This window comes from Photobacterium rosenbergii, from assembly GCF_033022775.1.
Classification (GTDB): Bacteria; Pseudomonadota; Gammaproteobacteria; order Enterobacterales; family Vibrionaceae; genus Photobacterium; species Photobacterium rosenbergii_A.
Genome location: NZ_JAWJZI010000024.1, coordinates 23,419 through 46,271, shown reverse-complemented (window position 1 = coordinate 46,271; position 22,853 = coordinate 23,419). Strand labels below are relative to the sequence as shown.

Below are 22,853 nucleotides of genomic sequence, written 5' to 3'. Positions count from 1 at the left end.
CTTAATGTCTGAGGGTATTTTCACTCAACCGTAGGATCATTCAACTGATCAATGGCTTAACTGATCGGTGTTAACCTTGCGGTGGTATTTTAATGAAACTCGTTTTAGACGACTATTTACAGCGCGTTGAACTCTTCGCTATAGCTGATCATGCCGCTCTTTTCACCGATCGCACCGGGAACGACCTCCAATACCATGAAAGCGTCTTCCGGTGCCGGCCACGAACATTGGATCCCTTGAGGGGCCGCAGGCGCAAAACCCACTTTCGGGTAATACTCAGGGTGGCCCAGCACCACGATGACCGGATAACCAAGCTCTGCCAGAGTCTGCTTGGCTTCTTCCAGCATGGCAAGGCCAATACCCTGACGCTGATACTCCGGCTTGATTGCCATCGGTGCCAATCCCTGCCAGTTATGATCCTCACCATCGAGCATCACCGGACTGAAAAACAAGTGGCCAACCAGCTCACCCTCATCATTGCATGCGACCAGCGATAGGGTGCGCTTACCATTTTCCCGCAACCGCATGACCAACTCGGCTTCGGCCTCGGTGTCAAACACCGTCTTCAGCAGGTTGTCGATCGGGATAATATCGGCCGGAGCCTCAGATCTAATGAGCATTCATGACCTCTTCTTGCCCAGATGCAGACTGCATACCCTTGTGGATGAAGTCCGCCGACTGGTGCAGTACAAATTTAACTGGCGCTGGAAGTGAGTCCAAATCGATGCTGTCCATCAGGTTCTTCACTTCCAAGCCAAGTTCGGTATCCCCTTCGATACGAAGACGACGTTGGAAGAACAGTGTATCAGGATCTTCCTTGCGAGCGGCAATTAATACCAGATCGTTACACTCACCGCTGAAGCTAACATCTTCCTGCTCAACGTGCTCTGCCACCACCAATTGCTCATTCTGGTAACTGATATACCAGCGTAGATCCAAATCACGCACTTCCACTTTCAGCCAGCGATCTTCCAAAAACTCAAAGTCGCCATCTTCCAGTGCTTCCTTGAATACCATGGCCAAACCATCAAGCATCACTTTCTTTTGCAAAGGAAAAGGCGCCAGTTTGGCAGGAACACGCAATAGGGCCGGGCCATTCTGTACCAGTTGTTTTCTAAGTTGAGCAATCACTGAATAAATTTTCCTGTAGTCGGTCGCATATAATTAGTGATTGTATGGCAAGACTAGGCAGTATTTTTATGCCTTGAGTCAAAAAATACAGCTTTGTTCAGCTAAAGTTTGGTATTGTGACAATGACCTAGATATAGTGATTGCAAACCCACCTGCCTCCTCGCAGCTGGATGGCAGTAACTTACGGAAAAGTAACCCAAGATCATGCCGACAGAGCAACTTAACCATTGGTTTCCCCTCCTGACTGATCACAGCCCGTTTTTATTTGCTGTCTTGGATCATCAACACAAATATTTAATGGTTAACAACCGATACTGCGAACTCAGCGGCCTGAGCCGTGACGAGCTGATCGGCCTCAGTGATGTCGACACCCTTGGCAAATCCTTCTATCACTCGATGCGCCCCTTCTATGAACGGGCCCTGAAAGGTGAAACGCTGGAGAGCGAAGTCATCCTCGATGACAACCACCATGATACCAGCATGCACTTCAGCCTCTCCCCGCTCCGTAGCGAAGGCGAGAAGATCACTCATATTGTGCTGCACTGTGTCGATACCTCCGAGCGCCAGATTCTGACCAACGCCATCCAAGAGCATGAAAATCACCTGCAAACCCTCAACAAACTGATGCACGACGGCAGCTGTATTGTCGAGGACGATACGGTGATTTCTGCCAACGACAAAGCCGCCCAGCTGCTTGGATTTGAGCATCCCAACGATCTGAAAGGCAAGGCGTTCAGCAAACTGGTCGTCGATAACCAGCAACAACCTGTAACCCGGGCCCAGCTGGCCTTACATCAACCAGGCGAAGCCTGGTTATGCCAAACCAGCCGCCACTGCCCGCAGCAGCAAACGTTGCAGCTCTCCACCTCGCCGATCGAGTTACTGGGTGCTTCGGCCCAGTTGGTGATCCTCAAATCTTATTCACCGACGGTCGCCAAACCACAGAAGAGCGAATCATCGATTCATATCGATCCGCTGACCGGGCTTCTTAACCGCCACGGCACCAGCCGCCAGCTGGAGCAATTGATCAATCAGCAAATTCCCTTGGTGATGCTGTACCTCGATATTGATAACTTTAAAAATATCAATGATTCATTGGGGCACCATATCGGTGATCAGGTACTGCAGGAGATCTCCCAGCGCTTGAGACGACTGTTGCCTGACGATGCCATTATCGGCCACCTCAGCGGGGATGAGTTCACGATATTACTGCCCAACCCTGCGCACGAACAACAAGGCAGCCTGATCGCAGAGCAGGTCATAGCCCTGATCAACCAACCGTTCGACCTGCACCATTTCAGCAAGCACCTGGCCTGCTCAATCGGTATGGTGCAATACCCCGGGGACGGCAATGATGCCCGTATCCTGCTGCAAAATGCCGACACCGCCATGTATGAGGCCAAAAACCGTGGCCGCAACCGTGCCGTCAAGTTCAGTGAAGAGATGAACAAGGAAGCACGGATGCAGCTGTGGCTTGAAATCGAGTTGCAAAAGGCGTTGCAGAACAACGGGCTTGATGTGTGGTACCAACCCAAAGTCAGCGCCCGCGACTTCTCCATCAACGGTGCCGAGGCACTGGTCCGCTGGAAACACCCAGTCGAAGGCTATATCAGCCCGGCCCAGTTTATTCCTGTTGCCGAGCGATCCGGGCTGATCGAGCAACTAGGTCAGGTCGTCATGCGTGAAGTCTTTACTACGGTCCGTTACTGGAAAACCCAGGGTCTGCTGCCCGGCAAGGTCGCCATCAACCTATCACCACAGCAGTTTGGTAATCCCAACCTGATCCAGTTTGTCGATAAGCTGCGAAAAGCAACCGGGGTCAACCCCAACGATATTACGTTCGAGCTCACCGAAAGTGCGGTAATGAGCGATGGTGAACATACCATCCAGATGCTCAACGCCATCAAGAAACTCGGTTTCTCGCTCTCCATCGACGATTTCGGTACCGGCTACTCGTCACTGTCCTATCTCGCCCGCTTCCCGCTCGACGAGCTCAAAATAGACCGCGCCTTTATCAAGGATATCGAAGAGGTTCCCAAGCAGCTGACCTTGATAGAGAACATCATCAACCTAGGAAAGTCGCTCAACATGAGCGTGGTCGCCGAAGGTGTCGAAACCCGCCAGCAAGCCACCCTGCTGTCCAACCTCGATTGCAATGCGATACAGGGCTTCCACTTCTACAAGCCACTGCCGAAAAATGAGCTCGAAGCCACGCTTCACAAGCATAATCACCATTAGGTGAATCGCTACCAATAATGAATCTAGAGCTACACAAAAGTGGAAAATAAGTTGTCCTAAATCAACAAAACCTGCCTGACATCAAAACACGGGGGCAGCCCGCCCCCTACTATTTGCTTCTATGACTTTATTTTCACACTGGTAGATAAAAATAATATGGAGCTACTCTGCCCCGCGGGCAACTTACCCGCGCTTAAGACTGCCATTGATAACGGCGCCGACGCGGTTTATATCGGTTTCAAAGACGATACCAATGCGCGCCACTTTGCAGGTTTAAACTTTACAGGACGTAAACTCGAAAAAGCCGTGCAGTACGTACGTGACCACGACCGTAAACTGCATGTTGCCCTCAATACCTTTGCCCACCCGGATGGCTTCGACCGCTGGCGCAATGCAGTCGACAATGCCGCCGCCATGGGTGTCGATGCGCTGATTGTTGCCGACATCGCGGTATTGGAATATGCCGCCACCAAGTACCCGGATCTCGAGCTTCACCTGTCGGTGCAGGCCTCGGCGACCAATACCGCCGCCATTGATTTCTACCGCCAGAACTTCAATGTCAAGCGAGTGGTACTGCCTCGGGTATTGTCTATCCACCAGGTCAAACAGCTGGCTCGCAATACCGATGTCGAACTGGAAGTGTTCGCCTTCGGCAGCTTGTGCATTATGTCGGAGGGTCGCTGCTATTTGTCGTCTTACATGACAGGTGAGTCACCGAATACCGTCGGTGCCTGCTCGCCGGCCAAGTTCGTCCGCTGGCAGGAAACACCAACCGGCTTGGAGTCTCGTCTCAACGAGGTGCTGATCGACCGCTATGCCCATGGTGAGAATGCCGGTTACCCGACGCTGTGCAAGGGCCGTTTCGACGTTAACCTCGACGGTGAAGATCGTCGCTACCACGCTCTGGAAGAGCCAACCAGCCTCAATACGCTGGAAATCTTGCCTGAGCTGTTCAAGGCCAATATTTCTTCAGTGAAAATCGAAGGCCGCCAGCGTAGCCCTGCCTATGTCGAACAGGTTACCCGTACCTGGCGTGCAGCCATTGACCGCTACCAGGCCTCACCGGAAAACTACAGCGTAGACCCAGCCTGGAATGCCTGCCTCGGTAACGTATCGGAAGGCAAACAAACCACCCTCGGTGCCTACCACCGCAAATGGCAATAAGGAGCCAGCAATGAAATACTCACTTGGCCCCCTGCTGTACTTCTGGCCAAAAATGGATGTCGAGGCGTTCTACCAGCAAGCCAAAGACGCCAACACCGATATTATCTACCTGGGTGAAACCGTCTGCTCCAAGCGCCGCGAGATGAAACCAGCCCATTGGTTCGATATTGCCAAAGAGTTGTCGGCCAGTGGCAAGCAGGTGGTACTGTCGACCATGGCGCTGCTCGAAGCACCTAGCGAAGTCAATGTGATGAAAAAGTACATTGATAACGGCGATTTCGCGATTGAAGCCAACGATGTCTCAGCTATCCAGCTGGCGCACGAGAACAAGGTGCCATTTGTGGTTGGTCCGGCGGTGAACTGCTACAACGCCCAGACCCTAAACTTGTTTTTGAAAAAGGGCATGATCCGCTGGTGTATGCCGGTTGAACTGTCACGCCAGTGGCTGCAAAACGTCGCCAACGAGTGTGAACAAATGGGGATCCGCGACAAGTTCGAAACCGAAGTCTTCAGCTACGGCTACCTACCTCTGGCCTACTCGGCCCGCTGCTTTACCGCCCGTGCCGAAGACCGTGCCAAGGATGACTGCGAAACCTGCTGTATCAAGTACCCAACCGGGATCACCGTCAACAGCCAGGAAGAGCAGAAAGTCTTTACCCTTAATGGCATTCAGACCCAGTCCGGTTACTGCTACAACCTGATCAACGATCAGCCGGGAATGGCGGGTTTGGTAGACGTGGTACGCCTCAGCCCACTCGGTATCGACACCCTTTCACTGGTCGATACCTTCCGTGCCAACCAACATGGCGAGCACCAGCACCGGCTGGAAGGCGGTCACCACTGCAACGGCTACTGGCACAACCTGGCGGGCCTCAACATCGAGTAAGCCAACCGTTATTTGTATGCCATAACAGCTCCAGACGAGAAAAGCCGCGGATGACCGCGGCTTGTGTTCATCTATTTCGAATGTTATGAAGCGAGTCCGAATATGCAGCGAGCTTACACTTCTTCCGCCGGTTCGGCTGGAGGGGTGATCGGCTGGTTGATACTGACTTCAGCCATCAGACGGTTTAGCTCAAGCAGGGCAAAGCGGTGCTCGACAAACTCATACACATTGCCGGAAAGCGTCAGCTTGTAGAGCATCAAGGCTGACGAGAAATCCTTGTTGTGATGGTAACGCTTGCCCAAATAGAAATACGCTTCGGTCAAACGCTCGGCCAACACATCGTTATCTTCACTTTCTGTGGCAATCTGGCGCAGGAATTCAGACTCGCTGACATCTTCCAGGTACAAACGGACAATCTGCCAGCCCCAGTCGTTATTGTCTGTGGCCGCATTGTAGCGGTTACGTAGTTTCTCGGCAGCTGTCTCAGGGTCTTGCTCAAGCTCGGTCAGATACAACCAAATGACCCGGTAAGGATCATTAATGTTCTGCTGGTAGTGGGCATTGAGATCTTCGAGCGCCAAATCGTAGCGACCGCCGTAGTACAGGGCGATACCACGGTTACGCTGGGCAAATGGGTGACGGACATTCAGTTCAAGGGTGGAATCAAACGCTTCATAGGCCGCATCAAAATGGGCACCCTGGGTAAAGTAAACCCCAAGAATATTAAAGACATCAGGTTGGTTTGGTTTGAGAGAAAGCGACTGGTTGAAGTCCAAGCGAGCCAGATCACGCAACCCAAGACTATCGTGCAGCAGGCCACGCTCGTAATACACCTGAGCTAAAGTTTCGTTATCCAGATCGTCACGCTGAAGCAGTTGATCGATCCTCGCCAACTGGATTTGTTGCTGGATAGTCGGCTGGAACGGCACAGCCATCGGCGGCTGGGTCCATTGGGATTTGGGTGTTGAACAGCCTGACAATATCAAGACCAGCGCCAGGCACGCGAATTTTATCCTATTTGCAATCAATGCAGTTCTCCCTGAGTGAGACACGTCTATCTCTAGCATATACCATCGTAGCCCATAAGAGACGCCACCGCGTTCTCCGGGCCGATTATTGCGAGGGATTTTCCGGTGAGCTCTCAATATAATAAAAAAAGGGGCTGAATAGCCCCTTTATATCATGCTTTTAGCAAAAAGCCTTATGCTTCTGGCTTCTCTTCGCCAGCCGGTGCTGGGTTCTGTTCAGCCTGTGCTTCTTTCATGCTCAGACGGATACGGCCCTGGCGGTCGATTTCCAGTACCTTAACCTTAACTTCCTGACCCATTTCTAGGTGATCAGCCACTTTCTCGATACGCTCCTGAGAGATCTGAGAAATGTGAACAAGACCTTCTTTCGCACCAATCACAGAAACGAATGCACCGAAGTCAACGATACGCATTACTTTACCGGTGTAGATACGGCCAACTTCAACGTCAGCAGTGATCTCTTCGATGCGGCGGATAGCTTCTTTCGCAGCTGTACCTTCGGTCGCCGCGATCTTCACTGTACCGTCGTCTTCGATTTCGATAGTCGTGCCCGTTTCTTCAGTCAGTGCACGGATAACAGCACCGCCTTTACCGATCACGTCTTTGATCTTCTCTGGGTTGATCTTCAGCGTGTGGATACGAGGAGCGAACTCAGAAATCTCTTCGCGAGGTGCGTTGATTGCTTCATCCATTACGCTAAGGATATGCGTACGCGCGCCTTTTGCTTGGTTCAGTGCAATCTGCATGATTTCTTTGGTGATACCTTCGATCTTGATATCCATCTGCAGTGCAGTGATGCCGTCTTCAGTACCCGCTACTTTGAAGTCCATGTCACCTAGGTGGTCTTCGTCACCCAGGATGTCAGAAAGAACAACAAAGTCATCGCCTTCTTTCACAAGACCCATTGCGATACCCGCAACAGATGCCTTGATTGGCACACCTGCGTCCATAAGCGCAAGAGACGTACCACATACAGAAGCCATTGAAGAAGAACCGTTAGATTCTGTGATTTCCGATACCACACGTACTGTGTATGGGAACTCATCAACAGAAGGCATGACTGCAGCAATACCACGCTTAGCCAGTTTACCGTGGCCGATTTCACGACGCTTAGGTGAACCTACAAAGCCAGTCTCACCCACACAGTATGGAGGGAAGTTGTAGTGTAGCAGGAAGTGATCTTTACGCTCACCAGTTAGCTCGTCGATGATCTGAGCATCGCGCTGCGTACCTAGCGTCGCAGTGACAAGAGCCTGAGTTTCACCACGGGTGAACAGAGATGAACCGTGGGTACGTGGAAGTACGCCAGTACGTACGTCAAGCGCACGAACCATGTCTTTCTCACGGCCGTCGATACGTGGGTTGCCAGCGATGATGCGGCTACGTACAACGTTCTTCTCTAGAGAACCTAGCATGCCGCGGATTTCGCGCTCGTCTAGTGTCTCGTCTTGGGCTAGAAGCGCTTCAACCGCTTCGTTCTTGATAACGCCTACTTGCTCATAGCGCGCCATTTTTTCAGTGATCTGGTAAGCGTCAGTCAGACGAGCTTCAGCAAGCTCAGCAACACGTGCTTTCAGCTCAGTGTTAACGGCTGGAGCTTCCCATTCCCATGCAGGAGTGGCAACTTCAGCAGCGAACTCGTTGATCGCGTTGATAACAACTTGCTGCTGGTCGTGACCGTAAACAACAGCTTGTAGCATCTGCTCTTCAGATAGGCGGTCAGCTTCTGACTCAACCATCAGTACTGCGCTTTCAGTACCAGCAACTACTAGGTCTAGCTTGCTTTCTTCAAGCTCAGTGTTGCTTGGGTTCAGTACAAGCTGGTCGTTGATGTAACCAACACGTGCTGCACCGATTGGGCCGTTGAACGGGATACCAGAGATAGCAAGTGCAGCAGAAGTACCGATCATAGTCACGATGTCTGGCTGTACGTCTGGGTTAACAGAAACCACAGTCGCGATAACCTGTACTTCGTTTTTGAATGCATCTGGGAATAGCGGACGGATTGGACGGTCAATCAGACGGGCTGTCAGTGTTTCGCCTTCAGATGGACGACCTTCACGCTTGAAGAAACCACCAGGGATTTTACCTGCAGCGTAAGTACGCTCTTGGTAGTTTACCGTTAGCGGGAAGAAGTCTTGGCCTTCAACAGCTTCTTTCTTACCAACCACAGAAACGAATACAGATGTATCGTCCATGCTAACCATAACAGCAGCGGTCGCCTGACGCGCCATAACACCAGTTTCGATGGTAACCGTGTGGTTACCGTACTGGAAAGTCTTTACGATAGGATTCACGTGAATTTCCTTAAATTATTCCGCTTTCTATTTGCGCCGTTAAGTATATCTGACACAAGGAAAAGCGTCATGTGATGAAGGGCAATTTACCGCAATTTCACGTATCGCGACTAATGATAATTCTCAACACTTGAAGAACTGTCATTAGCCGCGACCTCAAGGTCGACGAAAACGACTCGTGATATTAACGATGAAGTGCAGTGATAAAAAGAAAGGAGCCATAAGGCTCCTTTCTCAAAGCAATCTTAGCGACGTAGGCCTAGACGCTTGATTAGGTCTTGGTAGCGATCTAGGTTCTTACCTTTTAGGTAGTCTAGAAGCTTACGACGACGAGAAACCATGCGTAGTAGACCGCGACGGCTGTGGTGGTCGTGTTTGTGGTTAGCAAAGTGACCTTGAAGGTGGTTGATCTGTGCTGTTAGCAAAGCAACCTGAACTTCAGGAGAACCAGTGTCGTTTTCGCACTGCGCGTATTCAGCAACGATTGCTGCTTTAGTTTCTGCATTCAGAGACATAACTCATTCCTAATACAAAGATGTTTCTAATTTGTGCCAGCCAATCTCTGATTCAGCCGACACCCGAGCCGCGGATTATACGTGGAGCGCAAAATAACTACAAGAGAATTTGTAGGAAAGAAGGCGATGGGCGATGGGCGATGGGCGATGGGCGATGGGCGATGGGCGATGGGCGATGGGCGATGGGCGATGGGCGATGCAAGGATTTGAGACTCGCCAACTTCAGTCAAGAAAATACATCTAATAAGCCCAAACAAAAACAGGAGTACCATAAAAAGGTACTCCTGTTCTTCTTAAACCAAGAGCCAATGGCCTCAAGCCACTAGCCTTCTTTAAGCTTGCTCGTTCACCACTACTCGCTTTGGCGCCAGCATGCCTTCGCGGTCGATGACACCGACACCGATGAACTCACGCTCCTCGCCGACGGTAATGCGCACCTGGGTCCCTTCGGCGGGAACTCGGCCGGCATTGACCGGGTTGCCATTACGTACATAGATGGCGATCTGCGGGATGATATTCACCTCAGGCAGATCCTGTACGGCGGTATCCATTGGCAATAGCAGTGGGTCAAGCAGTTCAGACGGCGCGATATCCTGCCCTTTGGCTTGCTCCAGCAAGGCTTCAAGCTGCTCGATGGTTACCATGCGCTCAACCGGGTAGTTAGAAACACCGGTACGGCGCAGGTAGGTCACGTGGGCACCGCAGCCTAGCATCTCACCCAGATCATCAACGATGGTACGGATGTAGGTGCCTTTCGACACATGCAGTTCCATTTCCACTTCGTTGTTGCTAAAGCGCAGCAACTCGACCGAGTAAACGGTGATTTTGCGTGACTCACGCGGTACTTCAATCCCCTCGCGGGCATATTCGTACAGCTTACGGCCCTGGTACTTCAGTGCCGAGTACATCGACGGGATCTGGTCGGTGGTACCACGGAACTTGGCAATACAGCGCTCGAGCTGACCACGGTCGACTTTGACTTCGCGGGTCTGTACCACTTCACCGTCGGAGTCCGAGGTGTCGGTACGCTCGCCCAGCTTGGCAATTACCCGGTAGCGCTTGTCCGAATCCAGCAGGAACTGGGAGAACTTGGTCGCTTCACCAAAGCAAATCGGCAGCATGCCCGTCGCTAAAGGATCCAAGGCACCGGTATGGCCGGCTTTCTGGGCAAAGAAGATGCGCTTTACTTTCTGCAGCGTATCATTCGAGCTGATCCCGGTTGGCTTATCCACCAGGATCACACCATCAATAGGACGGCCCTTACGACGACGTGCCATGGATTACTCCTCGTCTTCTGCCTGTGGCTCATCGCCACGGCGCTCTTCATCTTCGCGTACTGCTTTAGACACTAGGGTCGAGATACGCATACCTTCGGTCAGTGACTTGTCAAAGATGAAGTTTAGCTCAGGGGTAACGCGCAGGCGGATCTGCTTGCCCAGCAGTGAGCGGATGTAAGGTGCCATCTCGCGCAGTGCTTCCAGGCTGCCTTCCGGCGTCTGCTCGCCCACAGTCAGGAACGTTACGTATACTTTCGCGTAACCCATATCGCGGGAAACGTCGACACTTGAAATGGTGGTCATGCCAATACGCGAGTCTTTGATCTCACGCTGCAGGATCACGGCCAGCTCCTTCTGAAGCTGTTGCGCAACACGCTGGGTGCGGCTAAATTCTTTAGACATTCATTGCCTCTCTTAGAGAAAGCTCTCTTGAAACAATGGGGAGCCGAAGCTCCCCATGGATTATATGTATATCTTAGAGCAGGTTAGACCTTGATGATTAGTCAAGGGTACGCTGAACTTCGATGATTTCGTAAACTTCGATCTGGTCGCCGACACGAACATCGTTGTAGTTCTTAACGCCGATACCACACTCGTAGCCGTTCTTAACTTCTTGAACGTCGTCTTTGAAGCGGCGTAGTGACTCAAGCTCACCTTCGTAGATAACAACGTTATCGCGCAGTACGCGGATTGGGTTGTTACGCTTGATGGTACCTTCAGTAACCATACAACCGGCGATAGCACCGATCTTAGGCGACTTGAACACGTCACGTACTTCAGCCAGACCAATGATTTCCTGCTTGAATTCAGGAGATAGCATACCGCCCATCGCCGCTTTCACTTCGTCAATCAGCTGGTAGATGATTGAGTAGTAGCGCAGGTCAAGGTTCTCAGTCTCAACAGTACGGCGAGCTGATGCATCAGCACGAACGTTGAAGCCAAGGATGATAGCGTTAGATGCTGCTGCAAGTACGGCGTCAGTTTCAGTAATACCACCAACACCAGAACCAACGATGTTAACTTTAACTTCTTCAGTTGACAGCTTGCGTAGTGAGTCAGCAATCGCTTCAACAGAGCCCTGTACGTCAGCTTTCAGTACAACGTTCAGCTCAGCAACTTCACCGGCAGCCATGTTAGAGAACATGTTTTCCAGTTTCGCTTTCTGCTGGCGAGCCAGTTTAACATCACGGAACTTGCCTTGGCGGTAAAGCGCTACTTCACGGGCTTTACGCTCGTCACGAACAACAGTCGCTTCGTCACCTGAAGAAGGCACACCAGAAAGACCTAGGATCTCTACTGGGATAGAAGGACCGGCAGACTCGATTTCTTTACCAACCTCATCGCGCATTGCACGAACACGGCCGTGCTCAAGGCCACAAAGAACGATGTCGCCCTTGCGTAGCGTACCTTCCTGAACAAGAACAGTCGCAACAGGACCGCGGCCCTTGTCTAGGCGAGATTCAACAACCACACCTTTCGCCATGCCTTCAGCAACAGCAGTCAGCTCAAGAACTTCTGCCTGTAGAAGGATAGACTCAAGTAGGCCATCGATATTGGTACCCTGTTTCGCAGAGATGTGAACGAAGATGTTCTCGCCGCCCCACTCTTCAGGGATAACGTCGTACTGAGCTAGCTCATTCTTAACGTTATCTGGGTTAGCATCTTCTTTATCGATCTTGTTCACAGCAACGATCAGAGGAACTCCTGCCGCTTTCGCGTGCTGGATTGCCTCAACAGTCTGTGGCATCACGCCATCGTCTGCAGCAACAACAAGAACAACGATATCTGTCGCTTGAGCACCACGGGCACGCATTGCGGTAAACGCGGCGTGTCCAGGAGTATCTAGGAAGGTGATCATACCGTTGTCAGTTTCAACGTGGTATGCACCGATGTGCTGGGTAATACCGCCCGCTTCACCAGAAGCAACGTGTGCTTTACGGATGTAGTCAAGGGTAGAGGTCTTACCGTGGTCAACGTGACCCATGATAGTTACCACCGGCGCACGAGGAACAACGGCTAGGTTTTCGTCACGGTCAGACAGTACCGCTTCTTCCAGCTCGTTTTCTTTACGCAGGATAACCTTGTGACCCATTTCTTCTGCTACTAGCGCAGCAGTTTCCTGGTCGATAACCTGGTTGATGGTTGCCATTGCACCCATCTTCATCATCACCTTGATAACTTCAACGCCTTTCACAGACATCTTGTTAGCAAGTTCAGAAACAACGATAGTCTCGCCGATCACAACATCTTGCTTGGCAACAGTCGCTGTTTTGTCGAAGCCGTGCTGCATAGAAGTTGGCTTAGCCATCTGCTGCTTGCCGCGGCCACGCTGGTTACGACCACCGCGAGCATTGGCATTGCGGTCGTCTTGCTTAGCACCCGCTTTTTTCTTCTTGCGACGGCGACCGCCTTCTTCTTTACGGTCTTGTTCGTCTTCCGCTGCGCGAGCGTAGCTAGACGTCGTAGTATGGTAGTCTGCTTTATCCATATTACCTTTTTCCTGGTCAGGTTTTGACCAGTTCTTTTCATTCATTTCTGCCATTTTGCGTGCCTCTTCTAGCTGACGCTGACTCTCTTCTTCGGCTTTACGCTTGGCTTCCTCTTCCCGGCGACGTTGTAGCGCCTCAGCTTCTTTCTTAGCCTGTTCATCAGCGGCGGCGCGTTTAGCTTTTTCTTCGGCCAAACGCTTTTCCTCTGCTTCACGCTGCTGCTTTTCCTCTGCATTGCGATCCGCATTCTGTTCTGCATTTTGCTTAGCTTGTTCTTCAGCTAAACGCTTTTCTTCAGCAGCACGCTTAGCAGCTTCTTCCGCCTCGCGTTTTGCCAGCTCTTCTGCTTCACGCTTGGCAGCTTCTTCGGCTGCTCGCTGAGCGGCTTGTTCCGCTTCGCGCTGGGCTGCTTCTTCAGCCTGGCGCTTCGCTTCTTCCGCGGCACGCTGTTCTTCTTCAAGCGCAGAACGCTTTACGTAGGTGCGCTTTTTGCGCACTTCTACCTGAACACTTTTATTTTTGCCACCAGAGCCCGAAACACTCAGGGTGCTTCGGGTCTTACGTTGCAAAGTAAGGCGTGTAGGAGCCTCGCCAGATGTGCTATCGCCACCATGTTCTTTCTTCAGGTGGGCCAATAGACTCTGTTTTTCTTGTTGGCTTACGCTATCTTCAGCTTTCTTGCTGATACCAGCATCGGCAAACTGTTGAAGCAAACGGTCAATCTGCGTGCCGATTTCCTCGGCAAGTGCTTTAACTGTAACCTCTGACATGCTGCTCCTCCCTTGCGATTAAATATTATGCTTCGTCACTGAACCAGCAAATGTTACGAGCAGCCATGATCAGCTCACCCGCTCTTGCTTCGTCGATACCTTCGATATCGATTAGATCGTCAGTACCTTGGTCAGCAAGATCTTCTAGCGTTGCAACGCCTTTAGCGGCCAGTTTGAATGCAAGCTCACGCTCCAAGCCTTCCAGACCCAGTAGGTCTTCTGCAGGCTCAACACCTTCAAAAGACTCTTCCTGAGCAAGGGCAAGCGTGGTTAGCGCTTCTTTCGCACGGTTACGCAGCTCTTCAACAGTGTCTTCATCCAGACCTTCAACAGCCATCAGCTCGGCTACTGGTACGTAGGCGATTTCTTCTAGTGTTGTGAAACCTTCTTCAACCAATACAGTGGCGAAGTCTTCGTCGATATCTAGGTGCTTAGTGAACACTTCGATAGACTCTTGGGCTTCTTCCTGGTGCTTCTTCTGAAGATCTTCAACAGTCATTACGTTCAGTTCCCAGCCAGTTAGCTGAGACGCTAGACGTACGTTCTGACCACTACGGCCGATTGCCTGAGCAAGGTTGTCCTTCTCAACAGCAATGTCCATAGTGTGGTTGTCTTCATCAACGATGATAGAGCTAACTTCTGCCGGTGCCATCGCGTTGATCACGTACTGAGCTGGGTTTTCGTCCCACAGCACAATATCGATACGCTCACCGCCTAGCTCGCCAGATACGGCCTGTACACGTGCACCACGCATACCAACACATGCACCCACAGGGTCGATGCGCTTATCGTTAGTCTTAACGGCAATCTTGGCACGAGAACCTGGATCACGAGCCGCACCCATCAGTTCAATCATCTCTTCGCCGATTTCCGGCACTTCGATGCGGAACAGCTCTGACAGCATTTCAGGCTTAGAGCGAGTCATGAACAATTGGAAACCACGTGCTTCAGGCGCTACTTTGTACAGCAGGCCACGTACACGGTCACCCGGGCGGAAGTTTTCACGTGGCAACTGGTCGTCACGCTGGATAACAGCTTCTGCATTGTTACCAAGGTCAATGATAACAGCATCGCGGTTAACTTTCTTCACTACGCCAGTGATTAGCTCGCCTTCGTTGTCAATAAATTGCTCAACGATCTGCGCACGCTCGGCTTCACGAACTTTCTGAACGATAACCTGCTTCGCAGTTTGTGTAGTGATACGGTCAAACGTCACTGATTCGATTTGGTCTTCAACGAAGCCGTCAAGCTCGATAGTTTCATCATCAAACTTGGCCGCTTCCAAAGTGATTTCAAGCGTAGGCTGAGTCACTTCTTCTACTGCCTTCCAACGACGGAACGTTTCGAATTCACCAGTTTTACGGTCGATAGCTACACGTACATCGATTTCCGCTTCGTATTTTTTCTTCGTCGCTGTTGCCAATGCGATCTCTAGAGCTTCAAAGATGCGCTCACGAGGTACAGCTTTTTCGTTGGATACCGCTTCAACGACAGCCAAGATTTCTTTGTTCATTTCTAATGCCCCAATTTTAGCGGTTAGAATTTTGGAACCAGGTTGGCCTTGGAAATATTGCTCAGTGCAAATGTTTCTTCATTGCCATCAACATTTAATGTGACAAGCTCGCCTTCTACGGCAACGATATCACCTTTCCACTTGCGACGGTTGCCCATCGCCATTTTCAACACCAGGCTGACCTCGTGGCCAATAAACTGCTGGTAATGCGCGGCTTTAAATAGCGGCCTTTCTAGACCAGGGGAAGAGACCTCCAGGTTGTAGGCCACAGTGATTGGATCTTCAACGTCCATCACCGCGCTTACCTGGCGGCTAACTTCGGCACAATCTTCAACGGTGATACCGTTTTCGTGATCGATAAATACACGCAGTGTTGAGTGTTCGCCTGCACGGATAAATTCCAGACCGACAAGTTCATAGCCTGTCGCCGTTACCGGCGCCTCAAGCAGTTCGGTCAATTGCATCTCTAAAGCTGTCAAGACAACCCCCCGGAAACAAAAAAAGGGCTATAAAGCCCAGTAGATACCTGAATGGTCATGTTTCAGATAATAAAAAACCCCGAATTACGGGGTTTAATATCACTGGACCCTGATACCACAGCATATCGCTGTGATAGAAAAAACAACCTTACTAAGAATAGCTGTTTTTTCGGAAAGTGGTTGCGGGGGCCGGATTTGAACCGACGACCTTCGGGTTATGAGCCCGACGAGCTACCAAGCTGCTCCACCCCGCGTCCGTAATCTGACGGCGATTATATCGCCCAGACCTCACTCTTTCAAGCGAGTAATAATGGTGCCGAGAAGGGGACTTGAACCCCTACACCTTGCGGCACTAGCACCTCATGCTAGCGTGTCTACCAATTTCACCATCTCGGCTAAATTCTTTATTTACTCAGGAATGTCACTGTTAACGGGTGCATTCTGAGTTGGCTCAACAACTTGCTCAGTCGCCGGAGCGCTTAGGTTTTCCCAACCACTGGTTTCGCCTGCTTTTTTAGCGCTCATATTGCCAAGCACCAAGCTGATAACGAAAAAGATGGTCGCAAAAATTGCGGTCATTCGGGTCAAGAAGTTTCCAGAGCCGCTCGCGCCAAACAGGGTTCCTGATGCGCCAGCCCCAAATGAGGCTCCCATATCTGCGCCTTTACCTTGTTGAACCAAAACTAGGCCAATAACACCAAGCGCAGCCAACAGATAAATCACAAGTAGAATTTCGTACATGGGTTCCACCTATGGTTAAATTGTTGTGCCGGCTTTGCTTTAGCAGTGCCAGCGCACCCCTTCCATTAGGAGCGGAATGAATACTAGCGAAAGCCATCTTCACTGACAAGTAAAATTTCCTCGAAAACTCTGTTTCTTGAATTACTTGTCGAAGATTTAGGCAAAACCGACACCGGTTAGTCGAAATTAGGACAAAATCAGCAGCTTTCCTTCACCGCTTCAGCAATCAGCAGGGCTGACTCCTTGACCAGTGCAGCATCTTCACCTTCAACCATCACGCGGATCAAAGGCTCAGTGCCGGATTTACGCAGCAAAACACGGCCCTTATCCCCAAGTTTAGCTTCAACAGCAGCGGTTGCTGATAAAACTGCGTCTGATTCCAATGGGTTAGACTCACCAGCAAAACGGACGTTTTCCAGTACCTGCGGGTACATGGTGACACCATCGGCCAACTCTTTCAGTGACATCTTGCTACCGACTATCGATGCCATCACCTGCAAGCCTGCCACAATACCGTCGCCGGTAGTCACTTTATCCAGCAGGATCACGTGGCCCGAGTTCTCGGCACCGATCAGCCAATCGTGCTGCTTCAGCTCTTCCATCACATAGCGGTCACCCACTTTAGCGCGGACAAACGGGATACCCAGGTTTTTCAGGGCATTCTCCATGCCCAGGTTGGTCATCAGCGTACCAACCACACCGCCTTTGAGCTCACCACGGCGCAAGGCATCGCGGGCAATAATATAGGCAATCTGGTCGCCGTCAACTTTGTTGCCTTCCTCATCGACCATGATCACGCGGTCGCCATCACCATCCAGTGCAATACCGAAGTCTGCTTTCTCTTCCAGGACTTTGGCCTGCAGGGCAGCCACATCCGTTGCACCAACTTTATCGTTAATGTTGGTACCATTCGGCTCACAACCGATAGTGATCACCTCAGCACCGAGCTCTTTAAACACACTAGGCGCAATGTGGTAGGTCGCACCGTGGGCACAGTCGACAACGATCTTATAACCCGCCAAGTCATACTTGCTCGGGAATGTCCCCTTACAGAACTCAATGTAACGACCGGCGGCATCATTGATACGGTAGGCCTTACCCAGCATGGCCGACTCGACACATGTCAACGGCTTGTCCAGTTCAGCTTCAATCGCCAGTTCAACCTCATCCGGCAGCTTGGTCCCTTCCGACGAGAAGAACTTGATGCCATTGTCATAATACGGGTTGTGCGATGCCGAAATCACGATACCGGCTTCAGCGCGGAAAGTACGGGTAAGGTACGCGACTGCCGGTGTTGGCATCGGGCCAGTGAATGCGGCCTGCAAGCCGGCAGCGGCCAAACCTGCTTCCAACGCCGACTCCAGCATGTAGCCGGAAATACGGGTATCTTTACCAATGATCACTTTTTTGGTGCCCTGCTGGGACAACACGCGACCAGCAGCCCAACCTAGTTTCAATACAAAATCCGGGGTAATTGGGCCTTTACCTACCAAACCACGAATACCGTCGGTACCAAAGTACTTACGCTCAGCCATTTTCTGCTCCTAGCAACTTTTCTAATTTCGACCTAGCCTGAAACTGTTACTTATCCCGGGACTGGGACAGCGTCATCTCGCACACCTTAAGGACGTCTACCGTCTCTTTCGCATCATGAACCCGGATGATCTGGGCACCTTTCATCGCTGCGATAGCGGCACAGGCAAGGCTACCAGCCAGGCAATCGGCTGGTTGTTTGTTTAATAATTTGAATACCATCGACTTTCGCGACATGCCAACCAACAGCGGTAGTCCGAAGCGATGGAAATCATCAAGGTGAGCAAGCAACTGGTAATTGTGCTCCAGGGTCTTACCAAACCCATAGCCGGGATCGAGCAATAACTGCTCACGCGGGATCCCAACTAGCTCACAGGCAGTAATTCGTTCCGCCAAGAAGTCACCGACATCGGCAATGACATCTTGATATGACGGTTGATGCTGCATTGTACGCGGTTGCCCTTGCATATGCATTACACAAATTGGCACGCCGGCGTCGGCTGCCGCCTGCAATGCGCCCGGCTCCTGCAGGGCACGGATATCATTGATGAGATCAGCACCAGCACTGACAGCCTCGGTCATCACTTTGGCTTTGCTGGTATCAATCGAAATCCAGCAATCAAAACGCTGGCGCAAGGCTTCGATAACCGGTACCACGCGGTCAAGCTCTTGCTCGAGTGAGACTTCATCGGCTCCCGGGCGGGTGGATTCGCCACCGATATCCAGAATCGATGTCCCAGCTGCCAGCATCTCCTCGGCATGGCGCAAGGCGGCATCCATTTGGTTAAAGCGGCCACCATCAGAAAAGGAGTCCGGGGTAACGTTCAAAATCCCCATGGTGTGGGGACGGGAAAGATTTAGCGTTTTTGATTTGCTCTTGAGGATCAACTTCCTGCTCCTAGGCTATCTGTGGAGGTTATAGCGCTTGGTAATTTACGTTTGGTGGTTTGCCATTGATGTTATAGATGCAAAAAACCCCGAACAAGGTCGGGGTTTTTAATTAGCTTCTAACGATTAAGCTTGCGGCTTGTCGTCTTCTTTGTTCCGCACAGGCTGTGCTTCAGGCGCTTGTTCAGGTTGCGTTTCTGCTTTTGGCTCAGCAGGTGCTTCCTGTTGCTCGCTCTGCTGCTCTGCTGCAGCTTCGCTCGCTTTCAGGGTGTCGTTCTCGTCACCCCAGCCTTTCGGTGCACGGATCTCTGTCTTGCGCTCCATCAAGTCATCAATCTGGCCAGCGTCGATCGTTTCGTACTTCATTAGCGCATCTTTCATTGCATGCATGATATCCATGTTTTGCTCAAGGATTTCACGCGCACGCTCGTAGTTGCGGTCGATGATAGCACGCACTTCGTTATCGATAAGCTTCGCCGTATCGTCAGACATATGCTTGCTCTGCGTTACTGAACGGCCAAGGAAAACCTCGCCTTCATCTTCCGCGTACAGCAATGGGCCCAATTTCTCAGAGAAACCCCACTGGGTCACCATCTTACGAGCGATATCTGTCGCACGTTCGATATCGTTGGATGCGCCGGTAGAGACTTTGTTAATACCGTAGATCAGCTCTTCCGCCAAGCGACCACCGTACAGGCTTGAAATCATTGACTCCAAGAACTCACGAGAGTGGCTAACACGGTCTTGCTCAGGCAGGTACATGGTCACACCCAGCGCACGGCCACGTGGAATAATCGATACCTTGTACACCGGATCGTGATCCGGTACCAGGCGACCGATAATCGCATGTCCCGCTTCGTGGTAAGCGGTTGACTCTTTCTGCTCATCAGTCATGACCATCGATTTGCGCTCTGCGCCCATCATGATTTTGTCTTTCGCCAGTTCGAACTCAACCATAGAGACAGTGCGCTTGTTGCCACGGGCAGCAAACAATGCCGCTTCGTTAACAAGGTTCGCCAGATCAGCACCAGAGAAGCCCGGCGTACCACGAGCGATCAGCTCAGGTCTCACATCACCGTCTAGCGGCACTTTGCGCATGTGAACTTTCAGGATTTGCTCACGGCCACGCACGTCTGGCAGGCCAACCACGACCTGGCGGTCGAAACGACCAGGGCGCAATAGCGCAGGATCCAGTACGTCAGGACGGTTAGTCGCGGCGATAACGATAATACCTTCGTTGCCTTCGAAACCATCCATCTCAACCAGCATCTGGTTCAAGGTTTGCTCACGCTCATCGTGACCACCGCCGACACCAGCACCACGCTGACGGCCTACCGCATCGATCTCATCGATAAAGATGATACAGGGCGCGGCTTTCTTTGCCTGCTCGAACATGTCACGGACACGGGATGCACCCACACCGACGAACATTTCGACGAAATCAGAACCTGAGATAGTAAAGAACGGTACTTTCGCTTCACCAGCAATGGCTTTCGCCAATAGGGTTTTACCCGTACCAGGAGGACCAACCATTAGAACACCAGTTGGGATCTTACCGCCCAGTTTCTGGAAGCGGCTTGGATCACGCAGGTAGTCCACCAGCTCTTTCACGTCTTCTTTGGCTTCATCACAACCGGCCACATCAGCGAAGGTTGTTTTGATCTGGTCTTCGCTCATCATGCGAGCCTTGGATTTACCGAACGACATGGCACCCTTGCCACCGCCGCCCTGCATCTGGCGCATGAAGAAGATCCAGACACCGATGAGCAATAGCATCGGGAACCAGGAGATAAAGATTGAGGCCAGTAGGCTTGGCTCCTCAGGCGGAGTACCCATGACCTTTACGTTAGCGTTAATTAGATCGTCTAACAGCTTTTGGTCGTTAACGACAGGCAGATAAGTGACGTATCGCGTGTTATCACGTTTGAATACGGTAATTTCACGATCATTGAATCGCACTTCCCTTATCTGATCCTGACCGATTTCACGGACAAAGGTTGTATAGTCGACTTGACGGCCAGCACTATCACCGGGACCGAAGCTCTGGAATACAGACATCAGAACCACAGCGATGACCAACCACAAAATCAAGTTTTTTGCCATGTCACTCAAGGTGTTAACCCCGCGATAACTAATAGATGAATTTAGGGTACTACAGTTTGTAACCTGTAGCTACAATATATACCTCACGAGAACGATCTCGTGACGAATCTGGCTTACGAATTTTGACCACTTTAAACATACTACGCACTTCTGCCAGATATTGGTCAAAGCCTTCACCTTGGAAAACTTTTACCGCAAAGCTGCCATTGGGCGCAAGTACCTGCCTACACATATCTAATGCTAGTTCAACAAGATACATAGCTCTAGGCTGATCTGACGCCAAGTTGCCACTCATGTTCGGTGCCATGTCCGACAAAACAACATCAACCATGTCTGGCTGAATGCGCTCAAGCAGTGCATCCAACACCGCTTCTTCACGGAAATCTCCCTGCAGGAAGCTCACACCAGGCAGCGAGTCCATTGGCAGGATGTCACAGGCAATCACCTGTCCCTCATCACCAACAACCTCTGCAGCATACTGAGACCATCCTCCAGGAGCCGCTCCCAAGTCAACCACCGTCATACCGGGTTTCAGGAGTTTGTCTTTGTTTTGGATTTCTTCGATTTTGAAAATCGCGCGGGAACGGTAGCCCTTTTTTTGCGCTTCTAGAACATACTTGTCATCAAAATGTTCTTTCAGCCATCGGCCAGAGCTGCCCGAATGTTTTTTCTTACTCATGATTTACCTAATGAGTTTGGGTACTTATCAAGTATACTCAGCAACACCACAAATGGCGTATACTAAACAAATTAGTCTTCTAGACTATATGGCGTTAGAATACGCGGTTTTCAACCCTAATTTAATAATAGAGCCGACATGAATCTAAGCACCAAGCAGAAGCAATACCTTAAAGGTCTTGCCCACAACCTAAAGCCAGTTGTCCTAATGGGCGCAAATGGCCTAACTGAAGCCGTGATTGCCGAGATTGAACTGGCACTTAACCACCACGAGCTTATCAAGGTTAAAGTGGCTGCTGAAGAGCGCGAGACCAAGGTTTTGATCGTTGACGCAATTGTTCGCGAAACCAAGGCAGAGAAAGTCCAGGTTATCGGTAAGACACTGGTACTGTACCGCCAGAGCGAAGAACGCAAGATCGAGCTTCCGCGCAAATAAAAAAGGCCGCCGCTGCGGCCTTTTTTATGTCTGTATCATGGCACGGAATGCCATGATCCATTCCTTACTGATACATTTAATAACAATTTCGTGTGATTAAATGTAAGCCACTTCGGCAATTTCGAACTCGCGAGCACCACCAGGTGTCGTGATTGTCACTTCGTCATCCTGCATTTTGCCAATAAGGCCACGGGCAATCGGTGAATTCACTGAAATGCGGCCCGCTTTGATGTCCGCTTCGTCATCACCAACAATCTGGTAGGTCACTTCATCATCAGTATCCACGTCGATCAACGTCACTGTAGTACCGAAAATCACCTTGCCAGTATTTTGCATCTTAGTCACATCGATAACCTGCGCGACAGACAGCTTGTATTCGATATCACGGATCTGCGCTTCACAGATACCCTGCTCTTCACGGGCAGCGTGGTATTCCGCATTCTCTTTCAAGTCACCCAGCTCACGTGCTTCACCAATGGCCTGTGAAATGATCGGGCGACGCTTCATCAATACATCCAGTTCTTCGCGTAGCAGCTTCTCGCCGCGTACCGTCATTGGAATCTTATCCATAACTCTTATTACCTCAACGCCCGTATAGCCACTGCTATAAAAGGCAAAACAAAGCCTGCCCGGCAGATTGGCCGGACGAGGCGATTACTAATGGGAACACTTCATTCTAAACAAAGA

The 22,853-nt window shown here is 51.0% G+C and carries 20 protein-coding genes and 2 tRNA genes; 4 read left to right on the top strand and 18 right to left on the bottom strand.

Features of this window, described 5'->3' with window-relative positions; translation table 11 throughout:
- Positions 1-116: 116 nt before the first annotated feature.
- Together R2X38_RS24770 and R2X38_RS24765 are read right to left on the bottom strand one after the other, a co-directional pair.
- Positions 117-620, bottom strand: coding sequence for an N-acetyltransferase (locus R2X38_RS24770; RefSeq protein ID WP_317525009.1), 504 nt, complete (start codon positions 618-620; stop codon positions 117-119).
- A complete protein-coding gene (locus tag R2X38_RS24765; protein ID WP_317525008.1) occupies positions 610-1,131 on the bottom strand; it encodes an SCP2 domain-containing protein in 522 nt (173 codons plus the stop codon). Before R2X38_RS24765 ends, R2X38_RS24770 begins: the two co-directional genes overlap by 11 nt.
- A gap of 204 nt (positions 1,132-1,335) precedes the next feature.
- On the opposite strand from R2X38_RS24765, the gene R2X38_RS24760 reads away from it, so the two are divergent.
- The 3 genes from R2X38_RS24760 to R2X38_RS24750 all read left to right on the top strand — a co-directional run bounded on the left by R2X38_RS24760 (position 1,336) and on the right by R2X38_RS24750 (position 5,419).
- Positions 1,336-3,369 carry an EAL domain-containing protein gene (locus R2X38_RS24760; protein ID WP_317525007.1) on the top strand — a complete coding sequence of 678 codons (2,034 nt, stop codon included), beginning with the start codon at positions 1,336-1,338 and terminating at the stop codon, positions 3,367-3,369.
- A gap of 156 nt (positions 3,370-3,525) precedes the next feature.
- Positions 3,526-4,533, top strand: coding sequence for a peptidase U32 family protein (locus tag R2X38_RS24755; protein ID WP_317525006.1), 1,008 nt, complete (start codon positions 3,526-3,528; stop codon positions 4,531-4,533).
- Between the two features lie 10 nt (positions 4,534-4,543).
- Positions 4,544-5,419, top strand: coding sequence for a U32 family peptidase (locus R2X38_RS24750; RefSeq protein WP_317525005.1), 876 nt, complete (start codon positions 4,544-4,546; stop codon positions 5,417-5,419).
- Positions 5,420-5,532: 113 nt separating this feature from the next.
- On the opposite strand, the gene nlpI is transcribed toward R2X38_RS24750, so the two are convergent.
- The 15 genes from nlpI to rlmE all read right to left on the bottom strand — a co-directional run bounded on the left by nlpI (position 5,533) and on the right by rlmE (position 21,731).
- A complete protein-coding gene (gene nlpI / locus R2X38_RS24745; protein ID WP_317525004.1) occupies positions 5,533-6,447 on the bottom strand; it encodes a lipoprotein NlpI in 915 nt (304 codons plus the stop codon).
- A gap of 173 nt (positions 6,448-6,620) precedes the next feature.
- The gene (pnp, locus tag R2X38_RS24740) at positions 6,621-8,744 is read right to left on the bottom strand and encodes a polyribonucleotide nucleotidyltransferase (RefSeq protein WP_317525003.1); all 2,124 of its coding nucleotides are present in this window, start codon (positions 8,742-8,744) and stop codon (positions 6,621-6,623) included.
- 245 nt (positions 8,745-8,989) lie between these two features.
- The gene (gene rpsO, locus R2X38_RS24735) at positions 8,990-9,259 is read right to left on the bottom strand and encodes a 30S ribosomal protein S15 (RefSeq protein WP_005369538.1); all 270 of its coding nucleotides are present in this window, start codon (positions 9,257-9,259) and stop codon (positions 8,990-8,992) included.
- 332 nt (positions 9,260-9,591) lie between these two features.
- Entirely contained in the window at positions 9,592-10,536 is a 945-nt protein-coding gene (gene truB, locus R2X38_RS24730) for a tRNA pseudouridine(55) synthase TruB (protein WP_317525002.1), read from the bottom strand.
- 3 nt (positions 10,537-10,539) lie between these two features.
- Positions 10,540-10,938 carry a 30S ribosome-binding factor RbfA gene (gene rbfA, locus R2X38_RS24725; protein ID WP_039469658.1) on the bottom strand — a complete coding sequence of 133 codons (399 nt, stop codon included), beginning with the start codon at positions 10,936-10,938 and terminating at the stop codon, positions 10,540-10,542.
- Positions 10,939-11,035: 97 nt separating this feature from the next.
- A complete protein-coding gene (gene infB, locus R2X38_RS24720) occupies positions 11,036-13,795 on the bottom strand; it encodes a translation initiation factor IF-2 (protein WP_317525001.1) in 2,760 nt (919 codons plus the stop codon).
- 25 nt (positions 13,796-13,820) lie between these two features.
- Positions 13,821-15,308: a transcription termination factor NusA gene (gene nusA, locus R2X38_RS24715; RefSeq protein WP_317525000.1), complete on the bottom strand. Its 1,488-nt coding sequence runs from the start codon at positions 15,306-15,308 to the stop codon at positions 13,821-13,823.
- Between the two features lie 23 nt (positions 15,309-15,331).
- On the bottom strand, positions 15,332-15,787 hold the full coding sequence (rimP, locus tag R2X38_RS24710) for a ribosome maturation factor RimP (RefSeq protein WP_317524999.1): 456 nt from the start codon (positions 15,785-15,787) through the stop codon (positions 15,332-15,334).
- 177 nt (positions 15,788-15,964) lie between these two features.
- Positions 15,965-16,041: transfer RNA gene (locus R2X38_RS24705), tRNA-Met, on the bottom strand.
- A 57-nt stretch (positions 16,042-16,098) separates the two neighbouring features.
- A tRNA-Leu gene (locus tag R2X38_RS24700) sits at positions 16,099-16,183 on the bottom strand.
- Between the two features lie 12 nt (positions 16,184-16,195).
- Positions 16,196-16,528, bottom strand: coding sequence for a preprotein translocase subunit SecG (gene secG, locus R2X38_RS24695; RefSeq protein WP_317524998.1), 333 nt, complete (start codon positions 16,526-16,528; stop codon positions 16,196-16,198).
- Between the two features lie 197 nt (positions 16,529-16,725).
- A complete protein-coding gene (gene glmM / locus R2X38_RS24690) occupies positions 16,726-18,063 on the bottom strand; it encodes a phosphoglucosamine mutase (protein ID WP_317524997.1) in 1,338 nt (445 codons plus the stop codon).
- 46 nt (positions 18,064-18,109) lie between these two features.
- Positions 18,110-18,949, bottom strand: a complete 840-nt coding sequence (folP, locus tag R2X38_RS24685) for a dihydropteroate synthase (RefSeq protein ID WP_317524996.1) — start codon at positions 18,947-18,949, stop codon at positions 18,110-18,112.
- A 126-nt stretch (positions 18,950-19,075) separates the two neighbouring features.
- Positions 19,076-21,052: an ATP-dependent zinc metalloprotease FtsH gene (ftsH, locus tag R2X38_RS24680; protein ID WP_317524995.1), complete on the bottom strand. Its 1,977-nt coding sequence runs from the start codon at positions 21,050-21,052 to the stop codon at positions 19,076-19,078.
- A gap of 49 nt (positions 21,053-21,101) precedes the next feature.
- The gene (rlmE, locus tag R2X38_RS24675) at positions 21,102-21,731 is read right to left on the bottom strand and encodes a 23S rRNA (uridine(2552)-2'-O)-methyltransferase RlmE (RefSeq protein ID WP_039469641.1); all 630 of its coding nucleotides are present in this window, start codon (positions 21,729-21,731) and stop codon (positions 21,102-21,104) included.
- Between the two features lie 138 nt (positions 21,732-21,869).
- Between rlmE and yhbY the strand changes: the two genes are divergently transcribed.
- Positions 21,870-22,166 carry a ribosome assembly RNA-binding protein YhbY gene (gene yhbY / locus R2X38_RS24670; protein WP_107300350.1) on the top strand — a complete coding sequence of 99 codons (297 nt, stop codon included), beginning with the start codon at positions 21,870-21,872 and terminating at the stop codon, positions 22,164-22,166.
- Positions 22,167-22,262: 96 nt separating this feature from the next.
- On the opposite strand, the gene greA is transcribed toward yhbY, so the two are convergent.
- The gene (gene greA, locus R2X38_RS24665) at positions 22,263-22,736 is read right to left on the bottom strand and encodes a transcription elongation factor GreA (RefSeq protein WP_317524994.1); all 474 of its coding nucleotides are present in this window, start codon (positions 22,734-22,736) and stop codon (positions 22,263-22,265) included.
- Positions 22,737-22,853 lie beyond the last annotated feature (117 nt).